The 15,795-nt window shown below is 33.5% G+C and carries 17 protein-coding genes and 2 pseudogenes; 17 read left to right on the forward strand and 2 right to left on the reverse strand.

The genetic code is table 11. The features are described 5' to 3' along the window. Nucleotides 1–127: 127 nt before the first annotated feature. From ruvX to LC076_RS07360, 10 genes and pseudogenes are all read left to right on the forward strand, one after another. Complete coding sequence (gene ruvX, locus LC076_RS07315; RefSeq protein ID WP_204955510.1) at nt 128–544, forward strand: Holliday junction resolvase RuvX; 417 nt, start codon at nt 128–130, stop codon at nt 542–544. 28 nt (nt 545–572) lie between these two features. Then, nucleotides 573–863 (forward strand): DUF1292 domain-containing protein, encoded by a 291-nt coding sequence (locus LC076_RS07320; RefSeq protein WP_146949108.1) that lies wholly within the window; start codon nt 573–575, stop codon nt 861–863. 151 nt (nt 864–1,014) lie between these two features. Next, nucleotides 1,015–2,139 (forward strand): endolytic transglycosylase MltG, encoded by a 1,125-nt coding sequence (mltG, locus tag LC076_RS07325; protein WP_226667278.1) that lies wholly within the window; start codon nt 1,015–1,017, stop codon nt 2,137–2,139. A gap of 203 nt (nt 2,140–2,342) precedes the next feature. Beyond that, nucleotides 2,343–2,993, forward strand: a complete 651-nt coding sequence (locus LC076_RS07330) for an O-methyltransferase (protein ID WP_226667280.1) — start codon at nt 2,343–2,345, stop codon at nt 2,991–2,993. 13 nt (nt 2,994–3,006) lie between these two features. Further along, nucleotides 3,007–3,936 carry a peptidase U32 family protein gene (locus tag LC076_RS07335; RefSeq protein WP_226667425.1) on the forward strand — a complete coding sequence of 310 codons (930 nt, stop codon included), beginning with the start codon at nt 3,007–3,009 and terminating at the stop codon, nt 3,934–3,936. A 63-nt stretch (nt 3,937–3,999) separates the two neighbouring features. Further along, complete coding sequence (locus LC076_RS07340) at nt 4,000–5,268, forward strand: peptidase U32 family protein (RefSeq protein WP_226667281.1); 1,269 nt, start codon at nt 4,000–4,002, stop codon at nt 5,266–5,268. Nucleotides 5,269–5,273: 5 nt separating this feature from the next. Next, nucleotides 5,274–5,909, forward strand: a complete 636-nt coding sequence (gene udk, locus LC076_RS07345; RefSeq protein ID WP_226667282.1) for a uridine kinase — start codon at nt 5,274–5,276, stop codon at nt 5,907–5,909. Nucleotides 5,910–6,203: 294 nt separating this feature from the next. Then, nucleotides 6,204–6,677: a transcription elongation factor GreA gene (greA, locus tag LC076_RS07350; RefSeq protein ID WP_226667284.1), complete on the forward strand. Its 474-nt coding sequence runs from the start codon at nt 6,204–6,206 to the stop codon at nt 6,675–6,677. A 357-nt stretch (nt 6,678–7,034) separates the two neighbouring features. Further along, nucleotides 7,035–8,806, forward strand: a pseudogene (locus LC076_RS07355) (peptidoglycan D,D-transpeptidase FtsI family protein). Nucleotides 8,807–8,947: 141 nt separating this feature from the next. Next, nucleotides 8,948–9,637: a YrrS family protein gene (locus LC076_RS07360; protein WP_226667287.1), complete on the forward strand. Its 690-nt coding sequence runs from the start codon at nt 8,948–8,950 to the stop codon at nt 9,635–9,637. A gap of 498 nt (nt 9,638–10,135) precedes the next feature. Here the strand turns inward: LC076_RS07360 and LC076_RS07365 are convergent, their stop codons facing one another. Further along, on the reverse strand, nt 10,136–10,345 hold the full coding sequence (locus LC076_RS07365; protein WP_226667288.1) for a DUF2536 family protein: 210 nt from the start codon (nt 10,343–10,345) through the stop codon (nt 10,136–10,138). A gap of 201 nt (nt 10,346–10,546) precedes the next feature. Between LC076_RS07365 and mtnN the strand changes: the two genes are divergently transcribed. The 6 genes and pseudogenes from mtnN to LC076_RS07395 all read left to right on the forward strand — a co-directional run. Then, nucleotides 10,547–11,239, forward strand: a complete 693-nt coding sequence (gene mtnN / locus LC076_RS07370) for a 5'-methylthioadenosine/S-adenosylhomocysteine nucleosidase (RefSeq protein WP_226667298.1) — start codon at nt 10,547–10,549, stop codon at nt 11,237–11,239. 195 nt (nt 11,240–11,434) lie between these two features. Further along, the gene (locus tag LC076_RS07375) at nt 11,435–11,674 is read left to right on the forward strand and encodes a YrhC family protein (RefSeq protein WP_226667299.1); all 240 of its coding nucleotides are present in this window, start codon (nt 11,435–11,437) and stop codon (nt 11,672–11,674) included. 585 nt (nt 11,675–12,259) lie between these two features. Continuing rightward, nucleotides 12,260–12,400 (forward strand): YrzI family small protein, encoded by a 141-nt coding sequence (locus tag LC076_RS07380; RefSeq protein ID WP_226667301.1) that lies wholly within the window; start codon nt 12,260–12,262, stop codon nt 12,398–12,400. A 595-nt stretch (nt 12,401–12,995) separates the two neighbouring features. Then, nucleotides 12,996–13,718, forward strand: coding sequence for an RNA polymerase sporulation sigma factor SigK (sigK, locus tag LC076_RS07385; protein ID WP_226667303.1), 723 nt, complete (start codon nt 12,996–12,998; stop codon nt 13,716–13,718). A gap of 344 nt (nt 13,719–14,062) precedes the next feature. Next, entirely contained in the window at nt 14,063–14,218 is a 156-nt protein-coding gene (locus tag LC076_RS07390; protein WP_226667304.1) for a hypothetical protein, read from the forward strand. Between the two features lie 306 nt (nt 14,219–14,524). Next, a pseudogene (locus LC076_RS07395) lies at nt 14,525–14,611 on the forward strand (ATP-binding cassette domain-containing protein); the annotation flags it as partial. 142 nt (nt 14,612–14,753) lie between these two features. Here the strand turns inward: LC076_RS07395 and LC076_RS07400 are convergent. After that, the gene (locus LC076_RS07400) at nt 14,754–14,894 is read right to left on the reverse strand and encodes a sporulation histidine kinase inhibitor Sda (protein ID WP_226667306.1); all 141 of its coding nucleotides are present in this window, start codon (nt 14,892–14,894) and stop codon (nt 14,754–14,756) included. Nucleotides 14,895–15,277: 383 nt separating this feature from the next. Here LC076_RS07400 and LC076_RS07405 point away from each other — a divergent pair, with 383 nt between their 5' ends. After that, entirely contained in the window at nt 15,278–15,793 is a 516-nt protein-coding gene (locus LC076_RS07405; RefSeq protein WP_226667309.1) for a YqeG family HAD IIIA-type phosphatase, read from the forward strand. Nucleotides 15,794–15,795 lie beyond the last annotated feature (2 nt).

Below are 15,795 nucleotides of genomic sequence, written 5' to 3' on the forward strand. Positions count from 1 at the left end.
TCTAAAGTATCTGTTCTGTAAAAAAAGAAATGTAATTTTGTATAGTGATGGGCTAAATTATTTTGAACAACCATGTTCTGAAAGTATTTAGCTCCAATCCTTATACAATAAAATCGAGAGGCATATTATGCGAATACTTGGATTAGATTTAGGAACTAAAACATTGGGAGTAGCCGTTAGTGATGAATTGCGCTGGACAGCACAAGGAATTGAAACGATTAAAATCAATGAAGAAGGTCGAGACTATCAGCTGGGAAGACTTTCTGAACTAATTAAACAGTATGAAGTTGAGAAAATTGTCCTTGGAATGCCTAAAAACATGAATGGAACAATTGGACCAAGAGCGGAAGCAAGTCAATCTTTTGCTGATATACTAACAAAGAAGTTTAATCTTCCTGTTATCCTTTGGGATGAGCGATTAACAACAATGGCTGCTGAAAAAATGCTAATCTCTGCAGATGTTAGTCGAAAGAAAAGAAAAAAAGTAATCGACAAAATGGCTGCAGTGATGATCTTACAGGGTTATTTAGATAGCTTAAATTAGACAAAAATTATTATGAGGTGAAGAATTCATGGATCACGGAGAAAAACAAATTACAGTTATAGATGAAAATGGAAATGAACAATTATGTGAGGTTCTTTTTACATTTGAATCAGAAGAATTTAAAAAATCTTATGTGTTATACTACCCACTAGGTGCAGAAGAGGACGATAGTGAGGAAATTGAAATTCATGCTTCAAGCTTTAATCCACATGCAGATGGTGAAGATGGAGAACTAGAGCCCATCGAAACAGAAGAAGAGTGGGACTTAATTGAGGAAATGTTAAATACATTTCTTGATGAAGAAGAAGAGCAAGAATAAGAATAAAAAGTGCAATAAGAGATATCTCTTATTGCACTTTTTTTATGTTTATCTTGTTAAACTATTAAACATATTGCGTGCATTGTTTAAAAATATTGCCGAATATTCATGAACATTGTAATATAATAGTTGGGATGAGAGGAGGATATACATGTCTGAAGATCCAAAAAAAGATTCATTCCGTAAAAAACTGTTAGAAAAACATAATGAAGCAAAGGTTGTACGGAGAATTGTTCTTTCGGTATTTATTATTCTTTTAATTGTATTTTCTGGATTAATCGGAGGCGGCTATCTATATATTAAATCTGCTCTAGAGCCAGTTGATTCAACAGATCAAAAGGCTATAGATGTAACCATACCGATTGGTTCGTCAGTTTCTTCTATTTCTAAAATTTTAGAGGAAAATGATATTATAAAAGATGATCGTGTATTTAAATATTATATTAAATTCAAAAATGAATCTGGTTTCCAAGCAGGAGATTATCAGCTTAAAAAGTCAATGACATTCCAAGATATTATTGCTAGTTTAAAAAAGGGTAAGGTCATGGATGATGTTGTTTTTCAAGTAACAATCCCTGAAGGAAGACAATTAAAAGAAATCGCATCAATTATTTCAAACAAAACGCAATATTCAGAAGACGACATTTTCGATAAAATAAATGATAGAAAATTTATTGATTCTATGAGAGCTAAATACCCTGATTTACTAACAGACGATATATTTAAAGAAAATGTAAAATATCCACTCGAAGGTTACTTATTTCCTGCAACATATCCATATTATCAGGAAGAACCTACGATTGAAGAGATACTGGAACCGATGATTAATAAAATGAGTGAGGTTGTTGCGAAATATATTCCGCAGCTTCAAGAAAAAAATATGAATGTTCATTATTTTGTGACGATGGCTTCATTAATTGAGGAAGAAGCAACAGAAAAATCTGATCGAGAAAAAATCTCTAGTGTCTTCTACAATCGTATTGATAAAGATATGATGCTACAAACAGATCCTACTGTTTTATATGCACTGGGAGAACATAAGGACAGAGTACTATATAAAGATTTAGAAGTAGATTCACCATATAACACATATCAAAATACCGGGCTACCTCCTGGACCAATTGCAAATGCTGGTGAAATGTCTTTTGTAGCTGCTCTTACGCCTGAACAGACAGATTTCTTATATTTCTTAGCTACAAAAGAAGGGGAAGTAATTTTCACAAAAACCCTAGATGAACACAACAAAGCAAAAAATGAACATATTACTAATAACTAACCATATTTCAACAAAGGGAAAGTGAATTATTATTCGCATTCCCTTTCTTGTTGTGGTAAAATATATCGAGTTGTTATTCGGATTAGTTTATTTGATATATTCACACAAAAGAGTTCTCAGGATATGGGGCTCTTCTTTTTAGGTAGATATAGATTATTCAACAAAGTTTACCAGTAAGTAGTTGTTTAGGCAGGAGGGCAATCATGTTAAATGAAGATGTGCTAACGTATGTTGAAAGCTTGATTCCAGAACGTCCTCAATACGTTGAACAAATTGAAGAGTTTGCTTTAAAGCATGATGTGCCAATAATGGAGAAATCAGGTATAGAGGTATTGTTATTGTTGTTAACAATGCAACAGCCTAAGAAAATATTTGAAATCGGGACAGCCATTGGTTACTCAGCAATAAGGATGGCTTTATCTTTACCCAATACCCACATTGTTACTGTGGAGCTTGATGAAGAGAGATATAAGCAAGCAACAATTCATATAAAAGAACTAGGACTCGAGAATCGAATTAAAATTTTCTTAGGTGATGCTCTATTATTATCAGATGATATAAGCAAGCATGGCCCATTTGATGCGTTTTTTATTGATGCAACAAAAGCAAAATATAGTAAGTTTTTTGATTTATATGAACCAATGCTAACAAAAGATGGAATTATATATACTGATAATGTTCTTTTCAAGGGAACTGTTGCTCGAGATCGTTCTGAATTAAAAACGAGAAGACAACGAACACTTGTTAGAAAGCTTGATGAATATAATCGAATGCTGTTTTCTAAGGAAGGTTATACATCAACAATGATTCCTGTAGGGGATGGTCTTGCAGTTACAAGAAGAAAAGAAGTATAAAGAGGTGTTAAGAATGAAAAAGCCAGAATTATTAGTGACTCCTAAAAAGGTGGAAGATTTATTACCTTTAATTGAAGCAGGTGCGGATGCATTTGTGATTGGTGAGCAAAAATTTGGTCTTAGATTGGCTGGAGATTTTTCAAAGGACGATATTAAGCATACAATTGGTGTTGCTCATCAGCATGGGAAAAAAGTGTATGTTGCAATGAATGCAATTTTTCATAACGAATTAGTCGATGAGTTAGGTGAATATTTACGTTTTCTAAGTGAAGTAAAAGCAGATGCGGTTGTTTTTGGTGATCCAGCAGTTCTTATGATGGCTAAGGATGCTGCACCTGACATGAAGCTGCATTGGAATACAGAAACAACAGCAACAAACTGGCATACGTGTAATTATTGGGGTCGAAAAGGATCGAAACGGGCTGTACTTGCTAGGGAGCTAAGCATGGATGCAGTAGTTGAGACAAAGGAACATGCAGAAGTTGAAATAGAAGTACAAGTTCATGGAATGACATGTATGTTTCAATCAAAACGCTCACTATTAGGCAACTATTTTGAGTACCAAGGAAAAGCATTAAAAATAGAAAAGCATGATAACAAAGAAACAATGTTTTTATTTGATCCTGAACGAAATAATAAATACCCAATATTTGAAGATGCAAATGGAACTCATATTATGAGCCCCAACGATATTTGTATTATAGATGAACTTGGTGAAATGATTGAAGCAGGTGTGGATTCATTTAAGATTGATGGTGTTCTACAAACATCGGATTATATTGTGGAAGTGACAAAAAAATACCGCAAAGCAATTGATTTGTTTGTTTCGAATGTTGATGACTATGAAGAGGTTAAGGATGACCTTTTAAATGAGATAGAAGATCTACAGGCTAAAAATCGCCCATTAGATACAGGCTTTTTCTTTAAAGAAACAGTATATTAATCTAATAAAATGAATCGGTTGAAAGTTAAGCCTTTCATTTCGAACATAAAAGGAGTGAAAAAATTGACAACAGTAGTTGATAAAATATCAAGCATCGTTGATGGGAAGCGTGTAATTACAAAAAAACCTGAGTTGTTAGCACCAGCTGGAAACTTAGAAAAATTGAAAATTGCCGTTCATTATGGCGCCGATGCTGTATTTATCGGTGGACGTGAATATGGTCTAAGATCTAATGCTGATAATTTCTCACAAGAAGAAATGGCTGAGGGAGTTCAGTTCGCTAATAAATATGGAGCAAAAATCTATGTGACAACAAATATATTTGCTCATAATGAAAACATGGATGGTCTTGATGAATATTTAATAGGTCTTCAAGATGCAGGAGTAACTGGGATTATTGTTGCCGATCCATTAATTATTGAAACATGTAGAAAAGTTGCACCTAAGCTTGAAGTACATTTAAGTACTCAGCAATCTCTATCCAACTGGAAAGCTGTTCAGTTTTGGAAGGAAGAGGGACTTGAGCGTGTTGTATTAGCACGTGAAACAAGTGCTGAAGAAATTAAAGAAATGAAAGAAAAAGTTGATATTGAAATTGAGGCTTTTGTTCATGGAGCAATGTGCATTGCCTATTCTGGTCGATGTACATTAAGTAACCATATGACAGCACGCGATTCTAATCGTGGTGGTTGCTGTCAATCATGTCGTTGGGATTATGACTTATTTAAACTTGAGGATAATCAAGAAGTCGAATTATTCGATAAAGAAGATGCACCTTTTGCGATGAGCCCAAAAGATTTGAATTTAATTGAATCTATTCCTAAGATGATTGAGCTAGGAATCGATAGCTTAAAAATCGAAGGTCGTATGAAATCAATTCATTATATTGCAACGGTTGTTAGCGTATATCGTAAAGTAATTGATGCTTACTGCGCAGATCCAGACAATTTTAAAATTGATATTGAATGGCTTAAAGAACTAGATAAATGTGCAAACCGTGAAACAGCTTCAGCATTTTTTGAAAGTGTTCCTGGTTTTCAACAACAGATGTTCGGTAATCATAGTAAAAAAACAGTGTATGATTTCGCTGGTCTTGTATTAGATTATGATCAAGAAACAAAAATGATTACTTTACAACAACGTAATCATTTTAAACCAGGTGAAACGGTTGAATTTTTCGGACCTGAAATTGAAAACTTCACACAAAAAATTGAGAAGATATGGGATGAAGATGGAAATGAGCTTGATGCAGCTCGTCATCCACTACAAATAGTAAAATTCAAAGTAGATAAACCCGTCTTCAGAAACAACATGATGCGAAAGGGGTTCTAACTACTATGGCGAAGAAGCCGGTTGTAATCGGTGTTGCTGGAGGATCTGGCTCAGGAAAGACGAGCGTAACAAAAGCAATATATGAGCATTTTAGAGGTCATTCTATCTTAATGCTTGAACAAGATTACTATTACAAAGATCAAAGTCACCTGCCGTATGAGCAACGATTAAATACAAATTACGACCATCCATTAGCTTTTGACAATGATTTACTTATCAATCATTTAAAAACATTGCTAAGTCATGAATCAATTGAAAAGCCAGTTTATGACTATAAATTGCATACAAGATCGGAAGATGTTATAGTTGTGGAACCTAAGGATGTTATTATCTTAGAAGGGATCCTTATTTTAGAGGATGAGCGCTTACGTGACTTAATGGATATTAAGCTCTATGTGGACACTGATGCGGATCTTAGAATCATTCGTAGAATTCTTCGCGATATTAAAGAGCGTGGTCGCTCAATTGATTCTGTTATTGAACAATATATTTCTGTTGTAAGACCGATGCATAATCAATTTATTGAACCAACTAAACGATACGCAGACATTATTATTCCAGAAGGTGGACATAATCATGTTGCGGTTGATTTAATGGTCACAAAAATTCAAACAATTCTTGAATTAAAGGCGATTTTGTAATAACATAGCATAGATAAAGTCTACTGTGTTCATATTATGTATAAGTACAGTTTTTCCTGGGGCATTTTGTTGCCCTGATTTTTTACATATGATCAAATTCTAGGTGTTTTAAGTTGAACTCACCATTATTTGAAGTACAACCATTATATTTTTAGTTATCATTTAGAAGGAAATATCACCCTAGCTTATACTTATACATAAGTAGTATTCATTCTATAATATTCATACATAGAAAATTAAAGTGCTAATGACTCAGTACGATAGGGACAGTCTACTAGAAGGAGTGGAACAAACATGCCACAAGATAAAATTTTTCCAATGACAAGAGAAGGTAAAGATAAGCTTGAACAAGAGCTTGAATATTTGAAAACGGTTAAACGTAAAGAAGTTGTAGAAAGAATTAAAATAGCACGAAGCTTTGGAGATCTTTCGGAGAACTCAGAATACGATTCAGCGAAAGAGGAACAAGCTTTTGTTGAAGGTCGTGTAACAACACTTGAGAATATGATTCGTAATGCGAAGATTATCGAAGGTGAAGCTGATACTAGTATTGTTGCTTTAGGAAGAACAGTTGCTTTTATTGAATTACCTGATGGTGACAAAGAAACGTATACAATTGTTGGTAGTGCTGAAGCAGATCCATTTGAAGGAAAAATTTCTAATGACTCACCTATTGCAAAAAGTCTTATGGGACGTAAGGTAGGAGAACAGGTGACTGTTCAAACACCAGGTGGAGAAATGCTTGTTAAGATTGTAGAAATTAGCTAATACAGGTTTATATAATGAGCACCTCGTCGAAAATGATGACGAGGTGTTTTTTTGTTGTAAAAAACACCTCCTTAATTACTTTGAAACAGCTAGTAGAAAGTTGTGTTGTAGATAAAGGATATCTTCATGACCTTTTAGTATATGTGATATCAAATTGAATTTTTGAGTTGTGAAGTTTTGTAGGGGAGTAATCATCATGTTTGGTAATGAGCATGTAGCAAGGTAAGTACCAACGAAATCGAGTTTAGAAACCTTTTTAAATATATTCCAATTCCCTTAAAGAAGTGAACTAAATAGCTATGAAAAAGCAAATAAGATACGAACTCAGTCAGTATGTAACAAAGAGAGGTGTTTTCAATGAATTTAAGAAGAAGATTTCTTACTGTAGGAATTGTCATTATGATATGTTTATCTTTTTATTTATACCGATTAGCAGAGTTACAATTAATTAAAACGGAATCATTTTCAAAAAAAGGGATTAATCTTGTGCAAGAAAGTGTGAAGCAGCGGACACAAGAAGTTTTAATTGATGATGGGAGAGGTCGGTTTGTTGATCGAAATCATTCTTCATTAAAAAAAGATGCTACACCATCTTTAGTACTGTTTCCTTTTTTAAAAGATATCTCTTGGTCTAGTGATAAGCTTTCTAGCTTAGTTAACGTATCTAGTACAGAGCTAGAGAGACTTGTTCAAAATACGAAAAAGCCGCTTGTTCTTTCAAGTAAAGATGGACTTGAATTATCAAAATCAGTATTAAAAGAAATTAATGAATTAGAGATCCCAGGTGTATTCGGTGTATTTCAACAAACAACAACAGATGAGTCAGTTGCTGATCACATTATTGGAATAACAGGAGAAAATGCAGAAACATTAAGAGAAAAATATCCAGATCGAACTGATTTATCTTATAAAACAAAAATTGGAGTAACTGGATTAGAAAAGACATTTGATGAGTTTTTGTTACCAGATGCAGAAACGAAACTTTTATATCACGTTGATGGAGATGGAAATCCACTCTTTGGAATAAATGTAAAATATATTGCTGATTCTAATCCATTCTATCCAGTAACAGTCGAAACGACAATTGACAAAGATATGCAAGAGGCTGCTGAAGATATATTAACAGATCATCAAGTAGAAAATGGAGGTCTTGTGCTTCTTGATGTTCAAACAAATGAAGTGCTTGCAATGGTAAGCAAGCCAGACTTAGATCGTTCTCTTTCTAGTACGTTAACAAATCATATGATTCGCCCATTATTTCCAGGTTCAGTTTTTAAAACTGTCATTTCTGCTGCTGCAATTGAATATGGTTTAGATGATGCGAATCGAAAATTTAATTGTAATTTAAATTTATACGGTGAAAATGATGGAGGACAGGAAGATGGTTTATTATCCTTCGAAAGGAGTTTTGCGAAAAGTTGTAATTACACGTTTACAACATTAGCAAAGGAACTTTTGAAACAAGATCAACAAGCTATTGAAAATATAGCAGGAAAACTGGGATTAATAGGTCCGATAGGGTGGAGTGGTGAGGTTTTTCATTATGAAGAATTTAAGCAATTTCCTGAAGAAATTGCTGGTAGTATTTGGGGTGATGAAAAGGATAAAAATGTACCCCGTGCCATTGATCAAACAGCTATAGGGCAAAAAGATGTTAAGTTATCACCAATGGCAATAGCAAATATGATGGCGACAATTGCAAGAGGCGGACAGAAACACCAGGTTCGAATCGTAGAAAATATATTATATAAAAATGGAACAAATATGTTTTCTTTTACGTCTAACAAACTAGAAGGAGAAAACATATCTCCATATACAGCCTCAAGGCTACAGGAAATGCTGAGATTAGTTGTCACTGATTCTGAAGGAACAGGAAGAAGGTTTCAAACATCTCCATTTGAGGTATCAGGAAAATCAGGGACTGCCCAAACTGGTAAGAAGAGTGCTGAAGGAGAAACACTTTATCATAAATGGTTTGCAGGCTTTTTTCCATCAAAACAGCCAAAATATGCCCTTGTTGTTGTAGAAATGGATACAACTAGTGCCAATGCTGGTACAAATGCTGTTTTTTATGATATGGTAGCAGAACTAGCCAAGAGATAAAAATAAATCGAATGGCCGTAGTTTGAAATTGGAATACAGTGTATTCTATAAAAAAACAATTTTTTCGTAGAATATGAAACTTCTGGCTTAGATAAAACGACTAGATAGAAAAAGGTCTAAATGCTAAAATAAGACAGAAGCTAAGAGGGACAAAGGAGTGTAGGAAATTGAGTAATTTTCAGATAAATAACTCTCGTTTTGAAAAAAGGAATAAACGTAGAAAAACAAATGTTGTTTTAAACACATTAATAGGACTCGTTTTTGTGCTTATTCTTGTTATTGGCTCTCAGCTGATCTTTGGGGATAACGGAGATGACAAAACAGCAAAATATAATGAACAACCTGATATTAAGCTAGCAAGCGAAGAAAACAAATCAGAACAAGAAAATACGGATAAAAAAACAGAAGATAACGATCAAAATAAATTAGATGAAAATGCAGATGGGAAAGAAACAGAAACGGAAGAATCTGAATTAGACACAGAGGATGAAGCAAAAGAAGAGTCTGAAGAGGATTCATTTGACCAAGCAACAATTACAGAGGGAGATCCTGGTTCAGGGATTGCTGAAACCATTGAAAATCCTGCCTGGTCACCTATCGGCACCTCACAAACTGGACCACATGCAGCTGATTATACGAAAGGTTCACAAGATTGGAATGAGATGACCAAAGCCCTTAGCTATGCAACAGGGATTCCAGAATCAGATATGATTATATGGTTTTTAGGAAATAACGGTGGACCAAATGATGCAGCAGGTACCATCTCACCTAAAGACAAATCTGTTAAATATAAAGTTTATATTACGTGGGTAGAAAACGATGGATGGAAGCCAACGAAGATAGAGAAATTAAATTAGTTAAACAAAAAAGGATGACATTGTCATCCTTTTTTGTTGGAGGAAAATTTAGGCTGAAACATAATTAAATAAGTCATACAAAAAGACGAATAAATTTAAATTCAGTTAAGTTGAAAGAAACAAGTTCGTTCCATTGCGCTGCAGACACTCGCGTTCCACGGGGAGGAAGCTGAGCCTCCTCGGCATGACTGCGGGGTCTCAGCCTTTCCTCAATTCCCGTAGGTGCCCGAGTATCTTCCGCTCCATTCCACTAGTTCTTAGACTTAGTATGCAAAATCAAAAAATATATTGATTACAGCAAATAAAAAACCGAACTATTAGGCGAATGATTAATTGATATATGACCTAATAATTGGGATTTATCATTAGCAATAATTCTTATGTCCCTGCATCTTTTTCTTGGAGGGAAATTACCGATTTCGCCTAGAATATAAGCTGGATAGAGCACCTTCTTTTCCTAATCAATTGATGCTGAACAGTTTTAGAAAGATGTTTTTCTTAGTTGCTAGATGTTTTAAAATGAACAACGGCACTATAAAGTCTTTTACCTTCTTCTGATACATACATTTGATGTGACACAGAATGAACAGTTAGTAAGATTGCTTGGTTATGTATAATTTGGTCATTAATTCTTTTTTCAAGTTCTTGTATAGAATGAGCTTCAAAAAACTCGACTTTATCTTTTATGATGTCTAGTTGAAAGTTCATAGTTCACCTCCATAAGTTTAAATCAAATATATCAAAAGTTTTGGAAAATGAACAAGAGAAAGGTATAAGCCTGTTTCATAAAATCAGAGTCTTGCTTTGTAAGTGTATAATATGTAAACTTCTAGTGAAGACTGAATTTGTCGATTTTAGAGTTACGACTGTTTGGTGAAAGTAGATACATAATGGAAGGATTTGAAGAAATTGAAAATCGCAATAATTGGTGCAATGGAAGAAGAAGTAACTATTCTTAGAGATCAGTTAGATAATCGTGAACAAGAGGTTATTGCGAATAGCGAATTTACAAAAGGAACCTACAATGGTGTAGAGGTAGTCTTATTAAAGTCTGGAATTGGTAAAGTTAACGCAGCTTTAAGTACAACATTGCTTTTAGATCGCTATAAGCCTGATTATGTTATTAACACAGGATCTGCAGGTGGCTTTCATCCTGAATTAAATGTTGGAGATGTTGTTATCTCGACTGAAGTAAGACATAATGATGTTGATGTTACAGCTTTTGGCTATGAATATGGACAAGTACCTGGATTACCTGCAGCGTATTTACCAGATCATAAGCTAGTTGACATTGCTGTAAGAAAAGCAGAAGAAATTAGTGACATTCAAGTAGCAAAAGGTCTAATTGTAACAGGAGATTCATTTCTAAACGATCCTGTAAAAGTTGAATTTATTCGTAGTAAATTCAGTAACTTATATGCAGGAGAAATGGAAGCAGCCGCAATTGCGCAAGTTTGTCATCAATTTGAAGTTCCATTCGTCGTGATAAGAGCACTATCTGATATCGCTGGTAAAGAATCTAATGTTTCATTCGATCAATTTTTAGATCAAGCTGCAAAGCATTCTGCAAATTTGGTTTTGAAAATCGTTGAAGCAATATAAGAAGCAGAGATTCATTAGTAACTAAAGCTTAATGCCAAGACAAAACAAATGATTGATATCGAGAAGATTTTCTTACATCATTTGCTTTTTGGCTTGGCTTTGGGTGATAGTTATTTGGTGAAATTTACATGGTTAGTAATCTACTAGATTATGTTATTGTTGTTATATGACATAATAAGTAGGTGAATGAAGAATATGAGTAAAAAGAGTTTACAAGAACTTGTTATTGATTTTAAAAACTATGCGTTTGTCCTTTTGGCTACAAGTGTATTTTTATATATAGGTGTTATTTTGCCTGATCAAGGAAAAGAAGGAATTTATGATATCATTTTAATGCTTACGACTAGTTTATTTTTAATTGGATCTTTCGTCTGCTTTAAATGTTCTCTAAAATATAAAAAGCAAATAGATGAACAAGAAGAAAATGCATCATGAAAACCGCTCTGTTATAGGGCGGTTTTTTATTTTGGTTTCACTTAAGGCTGGTAGTTACGTCGCTCCTGAAATACCCTCCGCTAAGCTAATACTTTGTTAGGAATTTTTGTTAATCACTTTAGTAATGTCCAAGATCCTGAATTTTCTGAAAATAAAAACATTAAGAAAAACATGAAAAGCTATTTACAGTTATGGAAATTGTGGATATAATTACCATTGTAATAATAATTGAAAACTAAGGAGGTCGAAGAAAATGAATAAGAGTGTAGCAATGAATTCAGGTTATAACAAATTTAATATTTTTCTATTCGACCATAATGGTGTAATACATTAATACTAGTTTTCATTTGCAATTATCTAAGGAAAACACGCCAGAGGTTGTCTAGAGCAAGCTTGTGCGTTATATATGAATATTTATATCGTCACAGGTTGCCTGTGGCGATTTTTTATATTCATGTAACATTGTATGTTGGTAAATGAAGTAAATAGTCTTCATAAGTTAAGAGTGGAACCTCTAAATAGATCAGGCAACCCGTGTTTAAACATCCCTAGATGTGTTAAATGCTTTAAAGGAGGTGATACCACATGACCATTAACCTATTTTTCATTACATTGACTTTCTCTAAAAGAAATCAATCAAAACAAGAAGTTGAGAAAAATGAACGAGTGCAACAGAAAATGGAAAAAATGAAAGAAAGAGAATACGAACTTTTTAGGAATATGTAATAACCTGTTCTTAAAAAAATTACTGGAGGCGATGAAAATGCTAAAAATCGAATTATTACTACATTTAACTGTTGAGAAGGACACTGCCTAGCTAAGTTTTGAAATGCTGCTTACTTCGCTTTTAAAAAGTAGTAAATTTTCCGAAAAATACCATGAAGAAATCATGAAACATCTAAATTATGTTACAAATAGCAAAATAAGCAATTGTGTAACCTTAAAAGGCATGAGTTCGGATTTATATCTAGCTCATGTCTTTTACATTTCTTCAGTTTATTCTTGCTCAAAGATAGGCCTTCCAAAGATCCAAAGGAGAAAAGAATACCGGGCTTTCCTCTCGCTTATGTCCTTCATTGGCTCAATGAATATTATGAGTATTCTCCCTAATCTTCGTAGGAAAACCTTTATGGCAATCTTAAAGCTCAATGAACCTTTTCTTATAAAAATCATCATCAAGATTATAGTTTTCTTTAAAAAGAGTTAAAATTTTTCTGAAAAAAGATAACTTCTTTTTTTGTACAGACACAAACAAGCTATCTCTCACATACACATAACTTATAGGCATTAGCCTACATAAAGTTTTAGTGGAGGTGGAGGTATGTCAGGGCTCATTACCGCACTAGGTTTTTTCGTAAAAGAATTAGTGTTCTTAGTATCTTATGTAAAAAATAATGCCTTCCCACAACCTTTGTCTGCAACAGACGAAAAGAAATATTTGCAGCGAATGTCAGAGGGTGATGAATACGCTAGAAACCTTCTGATTGAACATAATTTGCGACTCGTTGCTCATATTGTGAAGAAATTTGAGAACACAGGGGAAGACTCAGAAGATTTGATATCGATCGGTACGATTGGCTTAATAAAAGCAATTGAGAGCTATTCACAAGGAAAAGGAACGAAATTGGCAACCTATGCTGCCCGTTGTATTGAAAATGAAATCTTAATGCATTTACGAGCTTTAAAAAAGACGAAAAAAGATGTTTCACTTCATGACCCAATAGGTCAAGATAAAGAGGGTAATGAAATTAGTTTGATTGACGTTTTGAAGTCGGAAAATGAAGATGTAATTGATACAATCCAACTAAATATGGAATTGGAAAAAGTGAAAGAATATATTGATATTTTAGATGGAAGAGAAAGGGAAGTTATTGTCGGGCGATTCGGTCTAGATTTAAAAAAGGAAAAAACTCAGCGTGAAATAGCCAAAGAACTAGGAATTTCACGAAGTTATGTTTCACGGATTGAGAAACGTGCTCTAATGAAGATGTTTCATGAGTTTTATCGTGCTGAAAAAGAAAAGAGAAATCGTAAGAAAGAATAAAAGTAACTGTTTAAAAGATATGTATTTTAATTAAAAGATCAGTAAATTAGAACCCAAATAGTGAACACTTCTAAAAGGTGTTCATTATTCGGGTTTTTTTCTAGCTTTTGAATCTGAATTGCAAAGGAAATTTGGTGGGGAGAAAGCCTGAGAGCATACGGAGATTCCTAGTCCTAGGACAGTCTTCTCACTTAAAAGTCATTCGGTACTAACAATCAACATTAAGCTTTATCATAGTTTAAAAAAATTATTTTATTAGTAGGTGTGGGATATTAGCCTAAACTTATTAAAAGAATTGTACATATAACTAAAATATAGAAGGGTATTTAAGGGAGGTTCAATAAATGGTTGGTTATTCACCTTATGGTCCAGGTCCATATCCTTACTATCCTACACAAGGCTCAATTGGATATGGGTATTGGTATGCCTTTATTGTTGTTTTGTTAATACTGTTACTTGTCATCGGCGGAGGTTACTACTATTACAACCACTATCGTTAAATGTATGGGATGGCTTCTATATGAAGTCATCCCTAGATATTTTAAAGAAGATACCTTATCAAAATACTCTAGAGGTGCTTATAAACTAATGGTATAATTAACATTCTTGGTGAAAATTAGATACATAAATAGAAACTAGATTAGTGTAGTGGAAATTATGAATGGACAAAATAAAAAAGGCTCTTTTCTGAAAGATTGTTGCTAATTGACCTAATTATGCAGTGGAAACATTGTTGTTATAGCAAAATAGGTACTATCTTATGAAGAAAAGATGCCACTATGCTTTATATAGTGCTGTTTACTTGGAACGGTTGTGGTAAATCTACACTTCTTAAAACAATGGCTAGACTTATTAAACCTACCTCTGGGCAAGTTACTTTGGGTGGAAAACCAAGCAAGCAGCAACATCACTTGGAGTCGATACTGACAAAACACGATTTATACTTGTGATCAGTTCGGTCCTTATTATTACGTTAGCAAAATTTACGAAAACAGCCATAAAAAAAAGAGCCGTCTTACGGCATGTATTAAAGCTTTAAGAAGAAGCTTTTAAAACATGTCCTAAAGAACGACGTTTAATTTCCATTGTAATTAGTTCTATAAAATCATCATGTAGTTTCATTTCAGTTGCTTTAAAATAAGATTCAATTAATAATTCGTCAGAAAGTTTACGCATACTTGATGGCCAACTGATTGGCTCTACACCCCCTAACAGGTAGTAACGCACTTTTTTAAATTTGGCGTTAGTAAAATTTGTTATATATTGTTATTGATTTAAATTTAACATGAAAAAAAGAATAGAACAACCGTTCTGTTATCCACAGTTATAAGTGGATAAGCTGTGGGTATGTTGTTTATAAGGGTTGGAAAGTGAATCACTTCAAGGGGTAAAATGTGTATAATATTATCCACAACTGTTGAAGAGGGTCGGAAAATGTCGAAAAGTTTTTGTGTTTTTTAAAAACATTTTTGCATATATTATAAGTTTGTTTTGAAACTATGAATTAAATTCGTTATGATGTAAGATGGCAAAAAAATGATAATGAGGTGCTAAAACTCATGCTACAACAATTTTTACCTGGCGAATATGTAAAAAGTATTTATCATATTTCACCTAAAAAACTAAAAGAAACTGGAATTAAAGGAATTATTACAGATTTAGATAACACGCTAGTTGAATGGGATCGACCAAATGCGACACCTCAACTATTAGATTGGTTTAAAGAAGTGAAAGACCATGGGATTAAAGTTACTATTGTTTCTAATAACAAAGAAGCACGAGTGAAATCTTTTTCAGAACCTTTAAATATCCCCTTCATTTATAAGGCGAGAAAACCTATGGGTAAAGCTTTTATAAAAGCAGTTAAAAATATGAGTCTAAAAAAAGAGGATGTTGTTGTAATAGGTGATCAGTTACTAACTGATGTTCTTGGAGGTAATCGAAATGGCTTTCAAACGATTTTAGTTGTGCCTGTTGCATCCACAGATGGTTTTTTTACAAGGATAAATCGAAAAATTGAACGAAGAATAATGGATAATTTAAAGCGAAAAGGTTTGATTCAATGGGAGGAATAAAA

This window comes from Metabacillus litoralis, assembly GCF_020524045.1.
Taxonomy (GTDB): domain Bacteria; phylum Bacillota; class Bacilli; order Bacillales; family Bacillaceae; genus Metabacillus; species Metabacillus litoralis_C.